This is a genomic window from Thalassotalea sp. G2M2-11, assembly GCF_017168195.1.
Taxonomy (GTDB): domain Bacteria; phylum Pseudomonadota; class Gammaproteobacteria; order Enterobacterales; family Alteromonadaceae; genus Thalassotalea_E.
Genome location: NZ_JADNYL010000002.1, coordinates 511,937 through 533,781, shown reverse-complemented (window position 1 = coordinate 533,781; position 21,845 = coordinate 511,937). Strand labels below are relative to the sequence as shown.

Annotated in this window: 23 protein-coding genes and 1 other RNA gene; 15 read left to right on the top strand and 9 right to left on the bottom strand. The window is 38.6% G+C overall.

What is annotated here, in order from left to right; translation table 11 throughout:
- The first annotated feature begins 90 nt into the window (after positions 1 to 90).
- Together hupB and IV514_RS08280 are read left to right on the top strand one after the other, a co-directional pair.
- Positions 91 to 363: a nucleoid-associated protein HU-beta gene (hupB, locus tag IV514_RS08285; RefSeq protein ID WP_085299093.1), complete on the top strand. Its 273-nt coding sequence runs from the start codon at positions 91 to 93 to the stop codon at positions 361 to 363.
- Between the two features lie 189 nt (positions 364 to 552).
- Positions 553 to 2,460, top strand: a complete 1,908-nt coding sequence (locus tag IV514_RS08280) for a SurA N-terminal domain-containing protein (protein WP_206484474.1) — start codon at positions 553 to 555, stop codon at positions 2,458 to 2,460.
- Positions 2,461 to 2,724: 264 nt separating this feature from the next.
- On the opposite strand, the gene IV514_RS08275 is transcribed toward IV514_RS08280, so the two are convergent.
- From IV514_RS08275 to pspF, 6 genes are read right to left on the bottom strand one after another with little or no spacing between them, the layout of a single operon-like run.
- Positions 2,725 to 3,507: an ATP-binding cassette domain-containing protein gene (locus IV514_RS08275; protein ID WP_206484473.1), complete on the bottom strand. Its 783-nt coding sequence runs from the start codon at positions 3,505 to 3,507 to the stop codon at positions 2,725 to 2,727.
- A 1-nt stretch (position 3,508) separates the two neighbouring features.
- Entirely contained in the window at positions 3,509 to 4,498 is a 990-nt protein-coding gene (locus IV514_RS08270; RefSeq protein ID WP_206484472.1) for an oligopeptide/dipeptide ABC transporter ATP-binding protein, read from the bottom strand.
- Positions 4,498 to 5,391, bottom strand: coding sequence for an ABC transporter permease subunit (locus tag IV514_RS08265; protein WP_206484471.1), 894 nt, complete (start codon positions 5,389 to 5,391; stop codon positions 4,498 to 4,500). Before IV514_RS08265 ends, IV514_RS08270 begins: the two co-directional genes overlap by 1 nt.
- Positions 5,378 to 6,409 (bottom strand): ABC transporter permease, encoded by a 1,032-nt coding sequence (locus IV514_RS08260; protein ID WP_206484470.1) that lies wholly within the window; start codon positions 6,407 to 6,409, stop codon positions 5,378 to 5,380. The genes IV514_RS08265 and IV514_RS08260 overlap by 14 nt, the downstream gene beginning before the upstream one ends.
- Position 6,410: 1 nt before the next feature.
- Positions 6,411 to 8,036 (bottom strand): ABC transporter substrate-binding protein, encoded by a 1,626-nt coding sequence (locus IV514_RS08255; protein ID WP_346776906.1) that lies wholly within the window; start codon positions 8,034 to 8,036, stop codon positions 6,411 to 6,413.
- Positions 8,037 to 8,045: 9 nt separating this feature from the next.
- Entirely contained in the window at positions 8,046 to 9,137 is a 1,092-nt protein-coding gene (gene pspF / locus IV514_RS08250; protein WP_206484469.1) for a phage shock protein operon transcriptional activator, read from the bottom strand.
- 188 nt (positions 9,138 to 9,325) lie between these two features.
- Here pspF and pspA point away from each other — a divergent pair, with 188 nt between their 5' ends.
- The 13 genes from pspA (at position 9,326) to IV514_RS08185 (ending at position 19,986) form a co-directional block, all read left to right on the top strand.
- Entirely contained in the window at positions 9,326 to 9,997 is a 672-nt protein-coding gene (pspA, locus tag IV514_RS08245) for a phage shock protein PspA (protein WP_206484468.1), read from the top strand.
- Positions 9,998 to 10,044: 47 nt separating this feature from the next.
- Positions 10,045 to 10,272 carry an envelope stress response membrane protein PspB gene (gene pspB, locus IV514_RS08240; protein ID WP_206484467.1) on the top strand — a complete coding sequence of 76 codons (228 nt, stop codon included), beginning with the start codon at positions 10,045 to 10,047 and terminating at the stop codon, positions 10,270 to 10,272.
- The gene (gene pspC / locus IV514_RS08235) at positions 10,272 to 10,715 is read left to right on the top strand and encodes an envelope stress response membrane protein PspC (RefSeq protein WP_206485287.1); all 444 of its coding nucleotides are present in this window, start codon (positions 10,272 to 10,274) and stop codon (positions 10,713 to 10,715) included. The genes pspB and pspC overlap by 1 nt, the downstream gene beginning before the upstream one ends.
- A 143-nt stretch (positions 10,716 to 10,858) precedes the next feature.
- Entirely contained in the window at positions 10,859 to 12,313 is a 1,455-nt protein-coding gene (locus IV514_RS08230) for a YcjX family protein (protein WP_241242310.1), read from the top strand.
- Complete coding sequence (locus tag IV514_RS08225) at positions 12,310 to 13,323, top strand: TIGR01620 family protein (RefSeq protein ID WP_206484466.1); 1,014 nt, start codon at positions 12,310 to 12,312, stop codon at positions 13,321 to 13,323. Before IV514_RS08230 ends, IV514_RS08225 begins: the two co-directional genes overlap by 4 nt.
- 297 nt (positions 13,324 to 13,620) lie before the next feature.
- Positions 13,621 to 14,442, top strand: a complete 822-nt coding sequence (gene phhA, locus IV514_RS08220; protein WP_206484465.1) for a phenylalanine 4-monooxygenase — start codon at positions 13,621 to 13,623, stop codon at positions 14,440 to 14,442.
- Positions 14,443 to 14,451: 9 nt separating this feature from the next.
- The gene (locus tag IV514_RS08215; protein ID WP_206484464.1) at positions 14,452 to 14,790 is read left to right on the top strand and encodes a 4a-hydroxytetrahydrobiopterin dehydratase; all 339 of its coding nucleotides are present in this window, start codon (positions 14,452 to 14,454) and stop codon (positions 14,788 to 14,790) included.
- Positions 14,791 to 14,945: 155 nt separating this feature from the next.
- Positions 14,946 to 16,496: a transcriptional regulator TyrR gene (gene tyrR / locus IV514_RS08210; protein ID WP_206484463.1), complete on the top strand. Its 1,551-nt coding sequence runs from the start codon at positions 14,946 to 14,948 to the stop codon at positions 16,494 to 16,496.
- Between the two features lie 129 nt (positions 16,497 to 16,625).
- A complete protein-coding gene (gene maiA / locus IV514_RS08205) occupies positions 16,626 to 17,264 on the top strand; it encodes a maleylacetoacetate isomerase (RefSeq protein WP_206484462.1) in 639 nt (212 codons plus the stop codon).
- Between the two features lie 174 nt (positions 17,265 to 17,438).
- Positions 17,439 to 18,308, top strand: a complete 870-nt coding sequence (locus IV514_RS08200) for a DUF3014 domain-containing protein (RefSeq protein ID WP_206484461.1) — start codon at positions 17,439 to 17,441, stop codon at positions 18,306 to 18,308.
- A 50-nt stretch (positions 18,309 to 18,358) separates the two neighbouring features.
- Positions 18,359 to 18,895 (top strand): lysophospholipid acyltransferase family protein, encoded by a 537-nt coding sequence (locus tag IV514_RS08195; RefSeq protein ID WP_346776905.1) that lies wholly within the window; start codon positions 18,359 to 18,361, stop codon positions 18,893 to 18,895.
- 82 nt (positions 18,896 to 18,977) lie between these two features.
- Positions 18,978 to 19,074, top strand: an RNA gene (ffs, locus tag IV514_RS08190) — signal recognition particle sRNA small type.
- Positions 19,075 to 19,293: 219 nt separating this feature from the next.
- The gene (locus IV514_RS08185) at positions 19,294 to 19,986 is read left to right on the top strand and encodes a PilZ domain-containing protein (protein ID WP_206484460.1); all 693 of its coding nucleotides are present in this window, start codon (positions 19,294 to 19,296) and stop codon (positions 19,984 to 19,986) included.
- A gap of 8 nt (positions 19,987 to 19,994) precedes the next feature.
- Here IV514_RS08185 and IV514_RS08180 read toward each other — a convergent pair whose 3' ends face one another.
- From IV514_RS08180 to IV514_RS08170, 3 genes are all read right to left on the bottom strand, one after another.
- Positions 19,995 to 20,261, bottom strand: a complete 267-nt coding sequence (locus tag IV514_RS08180; protein WP_206484459.1) for a late competence development ComFB family protein — start codon at positions 20,259 to 20,261, stop codon at positions 19,995 to 19,997.
- Between the two features lie 101 nt (positions 20,262 to 20,362).
- The gene (gene priC / locus IV514_RS08175) at positions 20,363 to 20,965 is read right to left on the bottom strand and encodes a primosomal replication protein PriC (protein ID WP_206484458.1); all 603 of its coding nucleotides are present in this window, start codon (positions 20,963 to 20,965) and stop codon (positions 20,363 to 20,365) included.
- A 6-nt stretch (positions 20,966 to 20,971) separates the two neighbouring features.
- Positions 20,972 to 21,748 carry a TSUP family transporter gene (locus IV514_RS08170; protein ID WP_206484457.1) on the bottom strand — a complete coding sequence of 259 codons (777 nt, stop codon included), beginning with the start codon at positions 21,746 to 21,748 and terminating at the stop codon, positions 20,972 to 20,974.
- Positions 21,749 to 21,845 lie beyond the last annotated feature (97 nt).

The following is a 21,845-nucleotide window of genomic DNA, read 5'->3' as shown; positions in this document are numbered from 1 at the left end:
ATGTTCAAAAAGAAGCTTGATATAAAAGTTTCTGCAGGACGCTAAAACAAAAGATGGCGCTGAATAATAACAATCGAAGGGGAATATACTGTGAATAAATCTCAATTAATCGAGAAAATTGCTGCTGGTGCTGACATTTCTAAAGCTGCAGCTGGACGTGCATTAGATTCATTTATTGAAGCTGTTACTGAAGAGTTAAAAGGTGGTGAGCAAGTTGCGTTAGTTGGTTTTGGTACTTTCTCTGTACGTGATCGTGCTGCACGTACTGGCCGTAACCCACAAACAGGTGCAACTATTGAAATTGCAGCTGCTAAAATCCCATCATTCAAAGCAGGTAAAGCTTTAAAAGATGCATGTAACTAATCACAGTTACGTTTAATTATTTTAAAAAGACCACCTTAGGGTGGTCTTTTGTTTTGCATCACGAAAAAGTTTTTTATCGAATATTGCCGTCTGTTACTTCAAGGATGTGAGCGCTTCTGATAGAATCGCGCGTAGTATTATCAGTAGATATAAATATTTAAAAAATACACTGAGTGTAAAGAGAAAACAATGTTAGAAAATATTAGAGAAAATTCTCAAGGGCTAGTCGCAAAGATCATCCTTGGTTTTATTATTTTAACTTTTGCCGTTGCAGGAATTGGAAGTTACACCAACAGTGTTGATACTTCAGTAGCAGAAGTTAACGGTGAAAAAATTTCACAGGCTGATTTTGAAAAAGCATACCAAACTCAGCGTAATCGTATGGCGCAGCAATTTGGTGAAATGTTTGATACGTTAGCGAATGATGCTAATTATATGGCACAGCTTCGTGATAATGTCGTCGATAGTTTGATTAATCAATTGCTTGTTGATCAAGCGTCAAGAGAAATGGCAATTCGCGTCTCTGATGACAGAATTAAAAAGACTATTCGTGAGATGAAAGAATTTCAAGTTGAAGGTCAGTTTGACAATAATCGCTATTTAGCTTTGATCAATCAAGCAGGCTTTTATCAGTCAGTAGATTTTCGTGATTACTTACGTACGGAAATGACGCGTCGTCAATTGACACAAGCTTTAGTTGCGACAGAGTTTACCGTTCCATATCAAGAGTCGTTAGTGAGCTCATTACAAAATCAACAACGTGATATTCGTTATGCAACGATTACTGCTTCGCAGTTCCTAGAAGGTATCGAGATCACAGATGAGCAAGTTAATGATTACTATATCGCCAATCAAGCACGCTTTGAAAATCAAGAAAAAGTGAAGGTAGATTATATCGCGTTAGATGTGAACGAGATTGCCAAAGAGATTGACGTTTCAGATGCAGATATCGAAAGCTACTACCAACAAAATATCATTAATTTCCGTCAGGAAGCGCAACGTCGTATAGCGCATATCTTAATTGAATTTGGTGAAGATAAAGCGCAAGCGAAAGAGAAAGTTGCCGCGATTAAACAGCGAATTAATGCGGGTGAAGACTTTGCCCAATTAGCGCAAGAACTATCTGATGATACCTTTAGTGGCGAAAATGGTGGCGATCTTGATTGGTTTGAAGCGGATATTAACGGCGAAGCTTTTGACAGTGCCGTGCTTGCATTGACAGAAGTAAACCAAGTGTCAGACATTGTAGAATCTGATGTTGGCTTTCATTTGATCAAACTTACAGAGTTTAAAGCTGAGCAAGTACAAGCGTTGGCTGATGTAAAAGAAGAATTAGCGCTTGCAGTCAGTAAGCAAAAAGCAGAGGATAAGTTTTTTGAATTACAACAACAAGCAGCGCAATTGAGCTTCGAGTTTCCTGATAGCCTTGAAGATGCCGCGAATGCGACGGGTGTTAAAGTTCAAACTTCAAATTGGTTATCTCGCGCAGGTAATGCTGCACCGTTTGATAGTGCCCAGTTAATTGATGTTGCTTTCTCGGATATGATCATTCATGAGCAATTAAACTCTGATATTATCGAAGTGAGTGATTCTTTGGCTGTTGTACTGCGTATCAACCAATATCAACCAGCCAATACTAAGCCATTAGCTGAGGTTTCTGAGCAAATTAAAACCATTTTGGTACAACAAAAAGCGAATGAAAAAGCGCAAGCTGTTGCTGATGAACTATTGACGGCTTATAAAGCGGGCGACAATATTAGTGAGAAGTTGACAGAAAATGGCTCAGCGTTTGAAGAAAAAGCGGCTGTTGCTCGATACGGTGCTGATATAGATGCAGCCATTGCGCGTGAAGCATTTAAGTTACCTCATCCAAGCAGTGAGAGTATTTCCGCGTCTACCGTCAGTTTGGCAAATGGTGATATTGCTTTAGTTGAAGTGACAGCTGTTAAGGCTGGTGAAACTCAAGCGCCAGAAAGCTTTACTGAGCAATATACGCAACAGTTAGCACAGTCGGCTTATCAAAGCTATGTTGAAGCATTACGTGGCGAAGCTACTATCACTAAGCGTCAAAATGTGACGAGTACAAGCCAGTTATAATAGTAAAACTTGTATAAAAAAGGCTGCATTATGCAGCCTTTTTTATGTACAGGAAGTACGGTATGACGAAATTGCAGGAGCATAATTTCGTGTATGTACAGGAAGTACGGTATGTCGAAATTGCAGGAGCATCATTTCGTGTATGTACAGGAAGTACGGTATGACGAAATTGCAGGAGCATCATTTCGTGACGTACCGGATGTACGGTATGCCGTGGGCTATGGATGTACAGGAACGGCGATATCGGCTGTGATAAGTATTTTACTATCGGTTTAACAGTTGAAAGTGTTGACTCATAATGAGCTTTTTGGTGTATTTGTGTTGAGGTTTTTTTAAAATATCTAAGGTATTTCCCATTTCAACTACCTGACCTTTACTCATGACCATCATATAATCCGTAAAGTGGCGGATAATACCAAGGTTGTGCGAAATTAACACAAAAGCTAAGCCCATTTGTTGTTGTAAATCGAGCAGTAAGTTGATCATTTGTGAACGTAGTGAAGGATCTAATGCAGCTAATGCCTCATCAAGAATGATCACTTGTGGTTTTAAGATAATAGCGCGGGCAAGTGAGACACGTTGTTTCTGTCCTCCAGAAAGCATGTGAGGGTAAAAGTTCATATGATCAGCAAGTAAACCTACCTTTTGTAACGTTTCTCTTATTAATAAAGCTCGTTGGTTCTCATCTAGATCTGTGTTTAACAGTAAAGGCTCATCAAGTAATTGACTGATAGTCAAACTTGGATTTAGTGTGGTTCCTGAGTCTTGAAATATCATTCTGATATGCTGGCAACGCTGTTTAAAATTACCATGATTCAATGTTTGTCCATTGAGTTTTACTTTCCCTGTTGTTGGCTTCTCAGCACCAACCAGTAGCTTTGCTAGCGTCGATTTGCCAGAGCCAGTTTCGCCTACTATTGCTAACGTTTTATGTGCAGGGACTTCGAATGAAATAGGCTCGAGTGCGTTGATTACTCTACGCTTAAAGGGGAAACCACCAACATGGTATGATTTACTTAAATTACTCACTTCTAATAAACTAGTCATATTAGTAATTGTCCTTTAGTGAATAATGACAACTGACTTGATGACCATGATAATTTTTCACTTTAGGTGCCTTTACACAAGCGCGTTGTGCTTTAGGGCAGCGAGGTCCTAGCCTACAGCCAATAGGTAAATGTTGAAGGATCGGAATACTTCCTGGTAAGGTCATTAAGCGTGATTTGACGGGAATATGCATATTCGCCTTTGGACTGCTATCAACCAAGGCACGGGTATAGGGATGATACGGGCAGTTAAAAATTTGCTCGGTGGTGCCAGCTTCAACAAATTGTCCGCTATACATCACAGTAATCGTATTGGTCCAGTGAGTGACGTTTTCTAAATCGTGACTGATCAATAATATTGACATGTTTTTTAATTGATTCAAGCTGGCAAGCAGTCGAAATATTTGACCTTGATTGGTACTTTCCATTGCCGCTGTTGGCTCATCAGCAATTAATAGTAAGGGCTTTCTTGCTAACGCCATAGCAATCATTACCCGTTGACATAGGGCGTCTGTTAGTTGGTGAGGATAGCTTTTCAAGCACTTTTGATGATTTTTAATTCCCACTTTATGAAGTAAGTTAATCGCAGCCAATTGTCTTTGTTGATGCTTTTGCCAAAAGAAACCAGTGAACTCTTCACTATAAACAGCTTCAGCTAATTGTTCGCCGATGGTGGTTGTAGGATCTAAACAAGCCATGGGCTCTTGAAATATCATGGCAACATCTTTTGCGATCACGGACTTTCTTTCTTCCGGTGAAAGGCGCATAAGGTCATTACCTCGCCAATGAAAGCGATCAGCATCTACCTGCCATTTATCATCGAGTACTCCCATAATAGCTTGTGCTAGCAGTGATTTTCCGGAACCTGATTCACCCACTAAACCGCGTACTTCACCTTCTTTCATGGTTAAGCTGACCCGATCAACAGCTAAAATGGCTTTTTCGCCCGTTAATAGCTTTATTGATAAATTTCTTACATCAAGCAAATTCATTAGTTCACCTTACGCTGCTTAATTGCATGGCGCATACCTTCACCAACTAAGTTAGTGGCAACCACTGAAAATAAAATGGCTAATCCAGGCAAGTAGACGGTCCAAGGGGCGATATAAAAAAGATCAATACCATTGGCTAGCATTGCACCCCATTCGGGCATAGGAATGGGAGCACCAAGACCTAAAAAACCGAGGGTGGCAATATCTAAAATGGCAGCTGATTGAGCAAGTGTTGCTTGACTGATTAATTTCTCTATGATGTTAGGAAATATTGAATAAGACAAAATTCTGATCGAGCTAGCACCATCAAGCCGAGAGGCTAACACATAATCTTTTTGAAATTCTTCTTCAACGGCATTTCGAGTGATATGGATAAATTGCGGAATTAATACCATGACAATCGCCCACAAGGTATTGTTTAAACCTGGGCCAAGAATGGCAACGATCACTATGGCAAGTAAAAGCGATGGGATTGATAAGATAACGTCTAAGAAATGGTTGAGAAAACTAGACTTTAACCCCTTTGTTAGTGCAGATAATGAACCAATAAAAACCCCCACCACCAGTGAAATAATAACCACAACAAAACTTAAGCCAAAAGTTAATGACGCTCCATGCATTAACCTTGATAACATATCTCTGCCAAGATTATCGGTGCCTAATAAAAAGCTAACATCTCCATCTTCATGCCAGGCAGGAGGAAGTAACAAATGATCTAAATGGTTGTTGATGGGGGAATAAGGAGAAATTATTGGTGAAAAAATGGCGAGAACACACAAAAAGATAAAGCAGCCAAAACCTATCATTACCACCGGAGAATGACGAAAGTTATGCCATAGCTGAAGTAATGGTGAAGGAAATTCTTCCTCTAAATATATTTTATCGCGAGCCATGATGTACTTCTCGAGCTAGAGGGTTTAATGATGCATAAATAAAATCTGTCAGGATATGGACAATAAATATAAAGCTGGATAATGCCAATAACCCGCCTTGAATCGCAGTATAATCTCGCTGATAAATACTTTCTATAAGCCAACTGCCGATACCCGGCCAACTAAAAATCACCTCAGTGACCATGGCTAGCGTGACTAGATTGGCAAATTGTAAACCAACATCACGAATAACCCCAACCAGAGAATTTCTTATCCCGTGACGAAATATAATTTGTCGGTAATTCAAACCTTTTGCCATCGCAGCCTTGATATAATGTGTTTCAAGTACATTGAGCATTGCGGTGCGAGCTAGTCGAATAAAAATTGTTGCTGGTGCGAGAGCGACGACACAAGCCGGTAGTAAAATATGAGCACTGGCATTTTGAAATGCTTGCCATTTATAAGGGCTATCACTTAATAAAATATCAAAAAATTGAAAGCCGGTACGTTGTTCAATTTCATAAACTAAACTGATTTGGCCTGCTGAGGGTAACCAACCTAGTTGAATGGAGAAAATTAAAATAGCTAACAACCCCAACCAAAAAATAGGGATTGAATAGCCGATCATGGCAAAAGATAAAATAATATTGTCAGTTACTTTGCGATGGTGGATAGCAGCGATAAAGCCAATAGGGATCCCAACTAACATTGCAATTAATAATGCGACGCTACTTAGTTCTATGGTAGCGGGTAAATGATTTAATACCTCTTCACTAATAGGAAGTTGGCTTGCCATTGAAATACCAAAGTCACCTTGGAATAGGTGCGTTAAATAACGCCAATATTGGATGAAAATAGATTCATGCTTACCATATTGTGCTGCTACCATTTCAAGGTGTTCAGGGCTGGCATTTAATTGTCCTGAAATATTGGTAACTTGATCGCCTGGAAATAAAAAGCTTAAGCTAAATGATAAAAGAGTCAGTAATAGTAAGGTGAAGACAAATAAACTGAGTCGTCGTAAGGTAAATATCAGCATATTAATTCTTGGTTACCCCATTAAAATCAATACCACCAAATGAGTTTAATAATTTTCCTTTGATTTTATTGGTTCTAGCCTGAAAGCGTTTTGAATGAGCAATCGGAAACAATGGCAGCTCCTGATATAAAATATTTAACGCTTGGCGATATAGTGTTTTACGTTCTTGAATATCAGTGGTAATTAGTGCCTGTTGTATGATTTGGTCAAAGGCTTTATTACACCAAAAGGTGCGATTAGTACCAGTGATGGCTGATGAACAACTTAATAATGGGGTGAAAAAATTATCGGGATCGGGATGATCTGCACTCCACCCGAGTAATACAGCATGATGTTCACCCAAAGCTAATCGACGTAAAAATTCCTGCCATTTATAACTGATGATATTAACCTTGATACCTATTTGGTTGAGATCTGCTTGGATTAACTTAGCCATAGTGACTGCGTCAGGATTATATGCTCGTTGCACTGGCATGGCCCATAAGTCAATGGTAAAGCCTTTTTCTACCCCAGCTTGTTCGAGTAATTCTCGTGCTTTTGCTACAGAGTACTCTATTTCCTTAATACTGTTGTCATATGCCCAAGAAGAAGGTGGAATAATGGTTTTGGCTGATTCACCTTCAGCATCTCCAAAATAGACTGTATCGAGTATGGCTTGCTTATTAATAGCGTGGGCGACCGCTTTTCGTACCAGTTTATTATTAAAAGGAAACCTAGTGGTATTAAAGCCTAAGTAGCCAATGTTAAAAGCGGTGACTTGATCAAGTGATAAGTTTTTTACTTGCCTGATTTTCTCTTGAGCGATCGGGTAGGCGATGATATCACACTCACCAGCGAGCATCTTGGTTAAGCGCCCCGTATTGCTGGGGGTGATATCAAATAACAATTGGCTTAGTGTTGTTTTTTCATCCCAATATTGCTCATGCGGAACAAAGCGAATAAAGGAACCGGTACGATACTCTTTTAATTTAAAAGGGCCGGTACCTATGGGGTAATTATCGATTAATTCAGGTTGATTAGATTTTATCAATTGCTCTGCATATTCTTTGGAAAGTATCACTGAAAAATCTGTGGCTAAATTCGCAAGAAAGGAGCTATCTGCTCGTTTTAAATTAAAACGTACCGTGTAATCGTTAATTTTTTCGATGGAGTCAATCAAGTTTGAAAAACCAACACTCTGAAAAAATGGGTATTTGCCTCCTGACACTTGGTGAAAGGCATGCTTAGTATCTAAAATTCGATTAAAGCTAAACAGCACATCATCCGCATTTAATTCTCGGGTCGGACTAAAGTATTGGGTATGATGAAAGTTTACTCCTTTACGCAAATAAAAAGTAATGCGTTTGTTATCTCGGGTGACATGCCATGATTTCGCTAATGAGGGAGAGACGGCATTATCTATGGCATTAAATGTTATTAGTTGATTGTATAATTGCTTTGATGTTGCATCAACGGTGACACCGGAAGTGATCAGCTGAGGGTTAAATGTTTCTGGCGAACCTTCACTACAATAGATAATGCTGTTTTCACTTAACGATGTTTCGCTGCCAGAATCACAGCCTATCAACATGCTTGATACCATGACAGTGATTAACAATACATTGATGTAACTTGTGAACTTAGTCACCGTGTACCCTTATTCTTCAGCTGCGTTACTTTCGAGTAGGTTATATTTTTTTAAATAGCCTCTTAATTGATGATAGGTTAATTCTAACGCATCAGCAGTTTTCTTTTGATTATACTGGCAATTTTCGAGGGCAGTCTTAATTAAGTCAATCTCATATTCTTGTGATAATGATTTCAATGAAAGCGGGAATTCGAATGATTGCTTCACCGCTAGCGAAGGAGGAGGTGTAGTTTCGCTCGCTTCTACAGTATGTTCTTGCGTATTGATATGGGTATTACTTACTACACGATCATGTGTTTTAATACGCTTTGAAGGTCGATAAGGAGATTCAAATGGATCGATGACCAAATCATGTACGGGTAAATGTGGATTGTTACAGCGATAAACGCTGCGCTCAACCACATTTTTTAATTCTCGAATATTACCTGGCCAATGATATTCCAACATTGCTCTTTTGGCTTTCTCGGTAAAACCACTAAATAATTCAAACTCTAATTCACGCGCCATACTAATCGCAAAGTGTTCGGCGAGGATTAAAATATCTTCAACCCGTTCACGTAATGGCGGGAGCGTGATCACATCAAATGCTAGTCTATCGAGTAAATCGGCTCTAAATTCGCCAGAGTCAGCCATTGAAGGTAAATCTTCATTGGTGGCTGCGATAAGGCGAGCGTTGGTTTTGATGGTTCTTGAACCACCAACGCGCTCAAATTCGCCATACTCAACCACACGGAGTAATTTCTCTTGAATTAATCCTGAGGTGTTTGCAACTTCATCTAAAAATAAGGTGCCTTTGTCAGCACGTTCGAACCGGCCTTCATGGCGCTTATTGGCGCCAGTAAAAGCACCGCTTTCGTAGCCAAATAATTCACTTTCTAATAAGTTTTCATTTAACGCCGCACAATTAAGTTTTAAGTAGTTTTGGTCCCAACGTTTTGACAGGTAATGAAGGCGTGCTGCGACAAGTTCTTTACCTGTACCGCGTTCGCCAATAATTAACACGGGTTTACTGAGTGGGGCTACTTGTGAAATTTGCTCTAAAACTTCTAAAAAGCTATTTGATTGTCCAATGAGGTTGTCTTGTTGATTAAAGCGTGACATTGTCGACCTAATTATTGGTTTATTTGGCTAACAAATAGTGTATTTTATTAATTGATATGATGAAAGGATTTTTTAACAATTAAATAAAATTAGTTAAAACAATAGATTAACTAAATAAATAAAATTGGCGTGAAACATGAATACTAGTACAGCAAGTTGAAAAAATTTATTTGAATGAGGAAGTAGTTATGGGTGTTTTTTCAAGATTTACAGATATCATCAATTCTAATATCAATAGTTTATTAGATAAAGCGGAAGATCCAGCAAAAATGGTACGCTTAATTATTCAAGAAATGGAAGACACTTTAGTGGAAGTTCGTTCATCGTCAGCGAAAACACTAGCAGATAAAAAGGAAATTTCCCGTCAAGTAGCGCGTTTTGAGCAAGACGCTGAACTTTGGCAAGAAAAAGCTGAACTTGCTATCAGTAAAGATAGAGAAGATTTAGCACGTGCCGCCTTAGTTGAGAAGAAAAAGTGTTCAGAAAGTGCTCAAGCATTAATTGATGAGTTATCACATGTTGATGAACATATTGCCAAGCTTCAGGATGAAATTTCTCAACTACAAGAGAAATTAGCCGATGCCAAAGCAAGACAAAAAGCCATTATTATGCGTGAAAAGACCGCTAGCTCTCGTTTGAAAGTTAAACAGAATATTGACAGTGACCGTGTAAATGATGCGTTAAGTCGTTTTGATAGATATGAGCGTAAAATTGATGATATTGAAGCGCAAGTAGAATCTTATGATTTGGGAAGCAAGTCATTAGCCGACGAAATTGCAGAGTTAGAATCGGATGAAAATATTGATGATGAATTAGCACAATTAAAGACTAAAATTAAAACAACAAAAAAATCTAAATAAGTTGTGCAGAACAAATATCAATATTGACTGAATTAAGGAGAGTTAGTGTGGAAGAAATTATTGTAGCCCCCGTAATAATATTTATGTTGGTTGTTGCGCCGATTTGGTTGATTCTTCATTACCGTAGTAAACGCCAAATTAGCCAAGGCTTTAGCGAAGAAGAATATATTCAATTGGCAGAGTTATCAGAATTAGCGGATAAAATGGCTGATAGGATCAAAACATTAGAAGCTATTTTAGATGCTGAAACTCCAGATTGGAGGAATAAAGTATGATAGATAAGCGCCGGGGTGAATTATATCGTAACCCAAGCGAAGGTAAAATTGCTGGAGTCTGTGCTGGATTGGCAGACTACTTCGGTTGGGAAACTTGGCTAGTTAGGATCTTAGTTGTTTCTGGTGTGTTGCTTGGCATGGGGTGGTTCGTCGTTATTTACATTGCAGCTTGGTTTATTTTAGACAAAAAAGCGGGGACAGAGGAAGTTTGCGCAAAGAAATTTAAACGTAAAGCAAAACAGCAAAATGACTGTCATGAAGAAGATATAGCAAACGAGTCAATCAAGGTGAAATCTCGGATTTGGCAGGCAGGGGAGCCACCTAAACAAGCATTTCATGATATTAGACGTAAGTTTAAAACACTAGAAAAAGAGTTACAAAAAATCGAGCGATATGTGACCTCACCTGAATTTACTGTGTCACGTGAAATCAATAAGTTATAAGTAACCTTTGACTTATTTGACCTATTAAAAGCGACGTTTGTCGCTTTTTTTGTGCATATTATTATTTTGCAGGCTGATTAGTTAAAACACTGTAAAATTTAGAAAATAATCGTTAATATGGCGATTAGATTTGTCTTTTGGCAATGGTAACAGAGCAAGTATTATTTATGGCGTTGATCAATAAAGAAACCATTGAACGGCTTAAACAGAAAACCAATGATTTGGTAAATAGAACCTTAGATAAACATATCAACCTCGCGGTTACGGGTTTAAGCCGCAGTGGAAAAACGGCCTTTATTACTTCATTCGTTAATCAGTTAGTCAATGAGAACAGCCAATCGCAATTAGATTTTTTCTCCGCTATTCATCAAGGGCGATTTATTGCGGCCAAACGCGTACCTCAGAAAAATTTACATATCGCGCGTTTTGAATATGACAAGGCCATGGCAGCTTTTAGCAATGAACCTCCAAGTTGGCCAGAGCCAACTCAAGGGATAAGTGAACTTCGATTGGCGATACGATATCAGCCAGAAAATTCATTGCTCAAGTATGCCACTGATACCGTTACTTTATATGTTGATATTACTGATTATCCAGGCGAGTGGTTACTTGATTTGCCTTTATTAGATCAAACGTTTGAGCAATGGAGCGAGGCGACTACTGAACTTTTGCAGCAACCACTTCGTGCCAAGCAAGCGCAAGGATTTTTAACAAAAGTTGCTGAGTTAGACCCTTTTGAGCCAGTAGATGAAGAGAAACTGGCAAGTTTGTCGCAAGAATATACACAATTACTGTTACATTATCGGCATGAATTAGGCTTGTCCGTTATCCAACCGGGGCGGTTTATTTTACCCGGAGATTTAGCTGGAGCACCGATATTACAGTTCTTTCCATTTACAGAATTTGCTCAGATCAATATTGATGATTATCAAAGTGCCGGAGATGATACCTTAATTGGTATGCTGCGTGCGCGATACCTTGAATATAAAGAGCGTGTGGTTAAAGCATTTTATAAACAGCATTTTGTTAACTTTGATCGGCAAATCATCTTGGCTGATTGCTTAACGCCGCTAAATGCAGGACAAGATAGTTTTAATGATTTGCAACAAGCGCTCAACTTAATCATGAAAAGCTTTGATTACGGGAAGTCTGATATGTTAACGCGCCTTTTTTCCCCGAAAATTGACAAATTGTTATTTGCAGCTACTAAAGCCGATCATGTCACGCCAGAGCAACACCAACATTTAATGTCGTTATTGGATCAACTCGTTCATCAAACTAAACATCAACTCAGTTTTGATGAAATTAAGATGTCGACTCAGGCCATTGCCTCGGTAAAAGCAACTAAAGCAGGGCAGGGGAAATATCAGGGTAAAAATATTCCTGTGATACAAGGCAAAGCACTCGCTGATAACAAATTAGTTACCTTATTTCCTGGTGCTGTACCATCGACTATTCCTAAGGCAAGCTATTGGCAAGAGAAGTCTTTTAACTATCTGTCTTTTGCCCCCTTAGAGACAGTTTCAACACATCATACGTTACCTCACCTAAGAATGGATCAGGTGTTTGAGTTTTTGTTGGGAGATAAAATGACATGAGTGATTTAAAAGACAAGCCCGAGCAACAAATATTATTTGATGAGCTAAATACACTTGACTCAGATCAGCAACCAGTGGTGATAGAAGAACAAGTTTTTATTGAAAATGATGAGTTGAATGAAGTTGAACCGCAAGTCCCTGCTGATGTCGACATGCCGAACAAACCGTCGTGGTTATGGCGTATTGCCATCAGTTTGTTAGCTGTTTTAGTGATCATCGAAACGGTTGAATTTTTTATCTTAGGCTTTAATCAAGAACCTATCATTGCGAGCTTATACGGCGCGTTATTATTGATACTTTCCTTGATAGTAGGCAGTAGTGCACTACGAGAGTATCAAGGGCTAAGGCAATTAAAACGTCGAGAAAAATTAAAACAACAGGTCAATGAAAATGCGACTATAACTAGTCAACGTAGCGCAGAAACCTTATGTCGTGAGATCGCAGCACAACTACCCGTTGATTTATTATCTGAGCAGGAAAAACAGTGGCAACAAACGGTTCAAAAAGAGCTCTCTAATGAGGAAGTATTGCAGCTGTTTTCCAAGCAAGTATTGTCGAAGGTTGACAAAAAAGCACTTGAAAAAGTGAGTAAATATTCCACTGAATCGGTGGTGATAGTCGCGTTAAGCCCTATTGCCATTATTGACATGTTATTAATGTTTTGGCGCAACCTTAAAATGATCGACGAGATTGCGCATTTATATGGTTTGCGATTGAGCTATTGGTCTCGAATAAAGCTGATCAAGCAAGTATTTATTAACATGCTCTATGCTGGTGCTAGTGAACTTATCGCTGATCTGGGGAGTGATTTACTTGGTGCAGATTTACTTGGCAAGTTGTCAGCCAGACTTGCTCAAGGGCTTGGTGCAGGTATGTTGACTGCTCGATTAGGATTAAAAGCGATGACCCTTTGTCGTCCTATCCCTTTTGATCAGCAATCGCCTAAGTTAAAAGATGTTCGAAAACAAATTATTGGGCAAATTAAGCAGCTAGCGAATAAAAATCAGTGATTTAATGCTGAATATCCCAAGTAAATTAGCTAATAGTCTTAACTAAGTTATTAAATTTAAAAGTTTTTGTGTTTTTTGTAAAATTTAATGGAAATATATTTATACAAAAAATCATGCTGTTCATAAAGTGACCAAATTTTGTTTGGTGTTATTGCCTCACGCTTAGCTTATTATGAAGTTATCAAGGTAGCAGTGCTACACAGAGTTTTAGTTGTTAACGCTTATCACATTTTACATAAATGATAATAATTTAAGTGATCAAGTGTTATTAGCTGAGTAGTTTATAAGGTTAACAGCATGGCAAAAGCGACAAAATATGTATCAAGAGTGCCAAATGAAAATGGCATTATTGATTGGTCTGAAGAAGAAAATCAGATATGGCAAGAGTTGATCACCCGTCAGCTTTCCTGTATTCAGGGGACGGCTTGTGATGAGTACATTGAGGGGTTAGAAAAGCTAAACCTTCCAGTAGATAGAATTCCGCAATTAGAGGAAGTGAGTGAAGTTTTACGTAAAACCACTGGATGGCAATGTGAGCCAGTACCAGCACTTATTGGCTTTGGTGAATTTTTCAGGTTACTCTCAGAAAAGAAATTTCCCGTGGCAACCTTCATTCGTACTCGGGAAGAATTTGATTATTTGCAAGAGCCGGATATTTTTCATGAAATATTTGGTCATTGCCCATTATTAACTAACCCTTCATTTGCTAATTACACCGAAGCCTATGGCAAAATGGGGCTTCACGCTAGCAAAGAACAACGGGTATTTTTAGCGCGTTTATATTGGTTTACTGTCGAATTTGGTTTATTAGATACGCCACAAGGCTTACGAGTTTATGGCGGAGGCATATTATCATCACCCAGTGAAACTGACTACGCCTTGAATGACCCTACGGTTGAAAGAAAATCATTGGATGTGTCAAATCCAATAGATGTATTAAGAACACCTTATCGTATCGATATTATGCAACCGATATACTATACATTAACCAAAGTCAGTGATTTAGATCTCATTAGAGAGCATGAAATCGAAGAGATCATGGCGATGGTTGAACAAGCAAAATCGCTTGGATTATTTGAAGCCAAGTTTCCTCCAAAAGAATCAAAAATAGCAAGTTAAGGAAGTATTATGAGTTCTCAATTATCAGGGCAACAGTGTGAAGCATGTCATGCGGACGCACCGAAAGTCACAGAAGAAGAGTTACAACAATTAATGGCGCAAATACCTGATTGGGTACCTGAAGTCCGTGATGGTATTATGATGCTTGAACGTGTCTACAAGTTTAAGAATTATAAGCAGGCATGGGCCTTTGCTAATAAAGTGTCTGAATTGGCTGAAGCCGAATTTCATCATCCGGCAATTTTATTAGAGTGGGGTAAAGTCACGGTCACTTGGTGGTCGCATGCAATTAAAGGCTTACATAAGAATGACTTTATTTGTGCCGCTAAAACAGATGAGCTGTTGTAGTTAAACAAAGCTCCCATCTTCTAAAAGCGTACAAGCTTAGCGTTACATTTTATTACATTTATTAACTAAAACCTCCTACCACTAGGGGGTTTTTTTTGTTGTAAAATATAGTTTACAATAGAGTGTTGGTTATAAAATGAAAAGGTTAACAATAAATGCGTTTAGAAATAGGTTGTCATGACCGAGTAGGGATTGCCCAAGATGTATTAAGTATTTTTGTTGAACGAGCGATAGATCTCAGAGGGATTGAGCTCAAACAGCCGGGTAAAATTTTTATAAATATTCCTGATTTGGACTTTTCTGAACTGCAAAGCTTTATGCCAAAGTTGCGTTTGATTGAAGGGGTATTCGATGTAAAAACCACGCCTTATATGCCTTCAGAGCGTGAACAAAATGAGTTGTCGACCTTAATTAAAACCTTCCCCGATCCCTTTGTTTCTATCGATGCTAAAGGTCAAATACGTATCGTTAATAATGTTAGTGCCAATTTGATTGGTTGTGACGAAGAATCTATTGTTGGTGAGCATGTCGGTCAGTGGCTAAAAGGGTTTAACTTTAATCGTTGGCTGGAAGGGGATGAAGTCTTAGCGCAAACTCGCCGTATTAAGTTTGTTGATGATGATTATGTTGCAGATATTTTGCCGATTCATGTCAATGATGCTTCTGGAAAAGCAATTTTAGCGGGTGCGGTACTGATTTTGAAATCAGAAGCAAGGCTTGGGCAACAGATCAGTGCCTTTAAGCAAGCCAATGAAAATAACTTTGCTGGCATCCATGCCAATAGCGGCGCAATGCGTAAAGTGATCCGGGAAGCTAAGCGTATGGCACAACTTGATTCGTCCATGTTATTAGTTGGCGAAACTGGCACTGGCAAAGAGCTTATTGCTCATGCTTGTCATGCTGCAAGTGATCGAGCGAAAGCCCCTTTCATGACATTAAACTGTGCATCATTGCCCGATGAAGCTGCTGAAACCGAGTTATTTGGCTCAGGTGCAGAGAATAGCCCCAATAGTAAAAAAGGCCTATTTGAATTGGCAAATGGCGGCACTATTTTTCTTGATGAAGTGGGGGAAATGTCGCCAAAATTGCAAACTAAATTATTACGAGTAATTCAAGACGGTAATTTTAGGCGCGTTGATGATGAACGCGAGATCACGGTTAATGTCAGGATCATTGGTTCGACTAATCATGATCTGTTGGCCATGGTTTCTCAAGGAGAGTTTAGAGAAGATCTCTATTATCGTTTGAACGTACTGGGATTAAATATTCCCTCATTACGTGAGAGAAGAACCGATATTATCCCATTAGCTGAATTTTTCATTGCCAAATATGGACAGCGAATTGGTAAGTCAGCGATACATATGTCAGATGATTGTCGCGATTTTATTGAGCATTACCCATGGCCGGGCAATGTTAGGCAATTAGAAAATGTTTTACTTAGAGCAGTCTCTTTAATGGAAGGGAATGAAATAGCAACAAGTCATTTGCAGTTACCTGCTTATACCCGAGAACATGGTTATTTAGAACAAGAATTTGAAGGCACTTTAGATGCTGCTGTTAAAGGCTTCGAGGCGGATCTATTGAGAAAATTATATCCTGCTTATCCGAGTACTCGACAATTAGCGAAAAAGTTAGGGTTAAGTCATACCGCTATTGCCAATAAATTACGGGAATACGACATCAATAAGAAAACCGTTAAAATTTAGTAAGAAAGAATAAAAAGCGTGACGTAAACAATCAATAACACGCTACTTGTTAGTTAATTTGACTGGGCTGTTGGTGTTTACTCATACTTGTTTTAGCATTTGCATACTTTTAAATTTTAGAGAAATTTTATGAAACTATATGGTTATTGGCGCTCATCTGCTGCATATCGAGTACGTATTGCTTTACACCTTAAAGCGCTTGAATTTGACTCTGTTGCGGTGCATTTAGTCAAAGATGGTGGAGAACAGCACTCATTAGCATACACTCAACTGAATCCCACACATCTAGTGCCAACTTTAGTTGATGGTGATGTCACATTAAATCAATCGCTCGCAATTATTGATTATTTGGAAGCTAAATACCCAAGTATTTCGTTATATCCCGAGACAATTGAAGAAAAAGCTCAGGTACAAGCATTGGCTTTAGATCTTGCTTGTGAAGTCCATCCTGTCAATAACTTGCGAGTTCAGCAATATCTAACCAATGAATTAAATGTTTCAGATGATAAAAAGCTTACTTGGATTCACCACTGGATGGATAAAGGCTTTACTGCATTTGAACAAAAGCTGGTGCATACAAGTGGCCAATATTGCTTTGGTGATACAGTAACGTTAGCGGATATTTGTTTGGTTGCTCAAGTGTATAATGCAAACCGCTTTAAGTTGGATATGAGACCTTATCCATTAATTACCGCCATCGTTGAACGTTGTAACCAGTTGCCCGCATTTATCAAAGCGTTGCCAGAAAATCAAAGTGATGCGGTATAATGACTACTTTTCATACCCCGTTTCAGGAGATAAACGGGGAATATGATGTCGCACAATAAATTGTATCAAATGATAAATTCTCACTTGCAACTGAGCTGAAAAAGCGTTGCAATAGAGTTATAGCTTTTAAGGTGTAAAGTTTTTCTTTCCTCGTGTTGTTAAATTAAGGTTAGTATGGAAAATAATCAGTCTACTTCAACTTCTTGGTGGTTAATCGCTGGCATTATTGTCCTAGCCATTGCTGGTATTGTTGCTTATTACATTATGCAAGAGCCGCCTAAAAAGCCAACCATTGAGGAACCTAAAGTTGTTGAATATATTGATCCTGCACCGGTTGAACCAGAGCCTCTACCTGAACCTGCTGAGCCAGAGGTTGACCTTGACCAACTGCCGGATGCACGATTACCAGAAACAGAGACAACCACAGAGCCAGAGCCATTACTGCCAACCTTAGATGAAAGTGATGATTGGTTAAAAGAGAAGTTGCCTTCAATCACTTGGCGAAAAGAATTGTTAAAGTTGGTCATTGATGACGATATGATCCGCCGTTTTGTCGTTTTTACGGATAACTTTTCGCAAGGCATTGTCGCCTATGAACATAGCCCGTTAATTAAGCCTAATAGTGCTTTTAGCGCGAAAGAAATAAATGAAAATGATGAAGTCGTACTCAAATGGGATGAAACATCATCTCGTCGTTTTAGTTTATACGTTGATTTATTACGTTCAGTAGATAGTGAAACTCTGGTGAGTTGGTATTATGAGTTGAAACCTCTAGTGGATGAAGCATATCGGGAATTAGGTTATCCAGATGAAGATTTCACTGACATATTGCAAGACGCTATCACTAAGGTACTTGATATGGAAATACCAAAAGAGCGTTTAGAGTTAGTCCGTCCAAGTGTTATGTATCAGTATAAAGATCAAGACATTGAAAACTTGGATGATGCGGATAAATTAATGCTGAGACTAGGCAAAGAGAATTTATTGGTTATTAAATCCGTGCTTCTCGAACTTAATGAAAAAATATCCAGAGAACGGGATTAACCTTATTGTTGCCTTACGTACCTGAACAGCTGCCTAGAAATAATTTTGTTGTGCTGAATTGGTGTGCAAAAAAGTTATTATCGCTTTCTCATTGGCAGATAAAAGGGCAATTGCCTAAACAAAGCAAATTTGTGATTATTGTTGCTCCCCATACTTCTAATTGGGATTTTATTATTGGCTTGTTAGTGATGTTTTCCTTGAATATTAGGGTAACTTTTTTGGGTAAGAAAAGTATTTTTATCGGCCCATTTAAGTGGTTGCTGGAAAAGCTTGGTGGAGTTGGTATCGATCGTTCGCACCCACATGGTATTGTTGGGCAAATGGTGACCTTATTCAATCGTAGCGACAAAATGATATTAGGTCTTGCTCCAGAAGGAACACGAAGTAAAACGGTGGAATGGAAAAAGGGCTTCTTACACATTGCTCAACAAGCTAAGGTGCCAGTTGTACCCATCAGCTTAGATTTTAGTAAAAAAGAAGTGACTATTATGAGTGCTCAGCAAGTCAGTGATGATATTGACGGTTCTCTGAGCCAAATTAAGTCATTATATGCTGGGGTTTGTGCAAAAAATCCTCACTTGGTTTGATTTGTGTGGGAACTACTTGCATCGCCTCTACCGATTAGCGATAATCACGCCGCTAGAAGATTTAGCATCATTATGGTGACCCCTTCGGTCCCTTCGCAATGATACTCTGTGAACTCGGCCAGGTCCGGAAGGAAGCAACCGCAGCAGACGACTCATGTGCCGGAGTGTGGCTGATTGGGTTACCACCACAACTTATTCCTACCCCCTTTTATTCGTCAACCTAAGTGATACAGTATTCAGCTAAATATTTGATATATTTTGTTATTCATACTTATTTTTATAGAGAAAAGCTTTCTTTGTAACTATTGTGAATGGTCTAAGGTTGGTTTGTTTAATAGATGTTGTTATATTTTTTTCTCTTGTTAATATGGTGAGGTAGCCATAATTAAGGAATGCAGATGTCTGATATTGCATTGCAACCATTATCACAAGCAGAAAAGGTTCAGGACCTTTTTGAGCTAATGCCCGGTCAAACAGTTGATTTACAAATCAATCATCCAGTTCAAGTTCGATTAAAGCTAGTGTTAGTGGGTTATGAGCAGGGCAAGTATATTATTTTGAAATATCCCAATGTGGTAACTCCTAAACAATACAATGATGTATTAGTGGAAGGGAATGTTGCTGTTGTGCGCTATTTGCTTGAAGGAGATAAAGGCTGTTGCTTTGCTTTTAAGTCAAGTATTCGTCATATTACGTTAGCGCCTGAGAAATTTATCATATTATCTTATCCTGAAAAAATTGAAAACAGGCAACTGAGAACACATCAACGTATTACCACGCATTTACCGGCAGCAATCTCTTTAGATGAACCAGCTAAAAGTAATGTTAAAATTAACGGCATTATTGCAGACTTATCGTTAAAAGGATGTGGCTTTACCTTTAAAGCAGAAAATGCATCAACGTTAGTCAAACAACGTGAAGTGTTTGTCTGTATCTCTCATTATGCAATCGGTGAGATGCGCATCCCTGCTGTGGTTTGTAATAGCCGTAATATTAAAGGGCGAGTCAACGTAGGAATTAGCTTTAAAGATAGTGATAAACAAGTAGCTAGCTTACTTGAGCACTTGTTTATCGATACTAGTTTAATTTAAGAACCGTATTACTCTTCGTTATGCAGTTTCATAAATTCGAGTGACTTGCTTACTGCTACTTTAACTTTACTTTCCATTTCAAAGCGTTCAGATGCTGGTAAATAGAAAGCCATATCAACTTCATGACGTATATAACGTGTTGGTAGTTGATTGAGTACAACGCACGTAAGATCGGCGATAAAATTAGCATCATATTTACTGTCTAGCTTTAACGCTTCAAAATGCTCTATTACCAGCTTTTCATAATAATTATGAATATCGTCAGATATTTTCATTTTTTAGCCTCTATAAAAGTCATTATTTTTCTTTAAGCGTACCGTCAGATGCATAAAAAAGCGAATACTTTTATGTCGATTTTCTTACATATAAGAGTACGTTATCGCTTCTCACTCATTTCGATTTGCCGTTCAAGTTTAGATATTGCTTGACGGCAGCGACCTAATCGCTGGTGTAAGACTAATATCTCATTCGTTATGGTTTGTTGATGCTTTGTCGTTAACAATTGTTTTTGCTTTTCATCTAACATCACTTGAAGTCGACGCTCAAATTCAAAGGTTTCAGCTAGTTTTTGGTGTAATGCTTGTGAGGAGGCAATGACAGATTGTGCTGCTAATTTATATTTTCTTTGTTGATTGATAGCGAATTGTTTGGCTGAAGTTTTATTAAGGGTTTGATTCGATTTAATCGCATTAATAATTGCCGAGATTTGCTGCTCAACCTTTTGTAAGCGCTCTATTGAGAATTGATGTTGATGCTGCTCTAATAATAGAGCAAGCTCTGCAACTTTGTTTTTTACTTCGTTGACATAGGGCACGAAATACTCACTATGACTGTGAAATAAAGCTTCTGAAAAAAGCGGCGTATCTTTGCGAAAAGAAAAGGCTTTATTCTGCTTGTTTTGTTGATCAATTTCGTTGGCTTGGCTATGCAAGTTCTCCAGAACTTGATGAAGTCGTGCTATCGTGTGTTGTGTGATCATAATAGGTTAACTCAGCCATGCTTGGTAAGTTAAATTGACTGACATGACAATAACGATGATAACGAAAGCAGGCCTGATAAACTTATTACCTAACTTGATTGCCCAGTGAGCCCCAACCCAAGCACCTAGCATAATAAAAACTCCCATCGCTAGCCCTAATAGTACATTAACATACCCAAGGTAGATAAAAGTAACTAAACTGCAAAAGTTACTGATAAAGTTATTACAGCGGGCGACACCGCAACTATACAGTAAGTTTATTTTATATAGTGCACTGGATGAAGCTGTCCAAAAGGCACCTGTTCCTGGGCCAGCCACGCCATCATAAAAACCAAGTAGGGTGCCTTGTACTGCTTGTTTGCCATGTAGCGCTTTTGAAGAGCTTGGCAGTGTACTTTGGTAATGGACAACAGTTTTTGTCAGCAAGGTATAGACTGCTGTTGAGATAATTAAAATAGGCAAATATCTGTCTAAAAACTCCACCGATAAAAATTGAACCGTTAATGCACCAATGGTTGCGCCTATTGCTGTAAATATAAGTGATGTGCGCCAAAAAACTATATTAAATAGCTTTTTCCGATAGAAGGTCACAGATGCGGTAAACGAGCCAAAAGTAGCGGCTAGTTTATTAGTACCCAGTGCAATATGTGGCGGGAGCCCTGCAGTGAGTAGGGTAGGAACGGTTAACATACCACCACCACCAGCAATAGCGTCAATTAACCCAGCTAAAAAGCCAACACTGCAAAGTGTTATCCATAAATTAAGATCAAGAACAACTTCCATCGAATAGGGCAAAACCTGAAAGTGAAATGTAAACGCGGCAGTCTATCATAGAATACGGTAAATGGACGAATAAAACTGCGCTGTTTGCACTTGATTA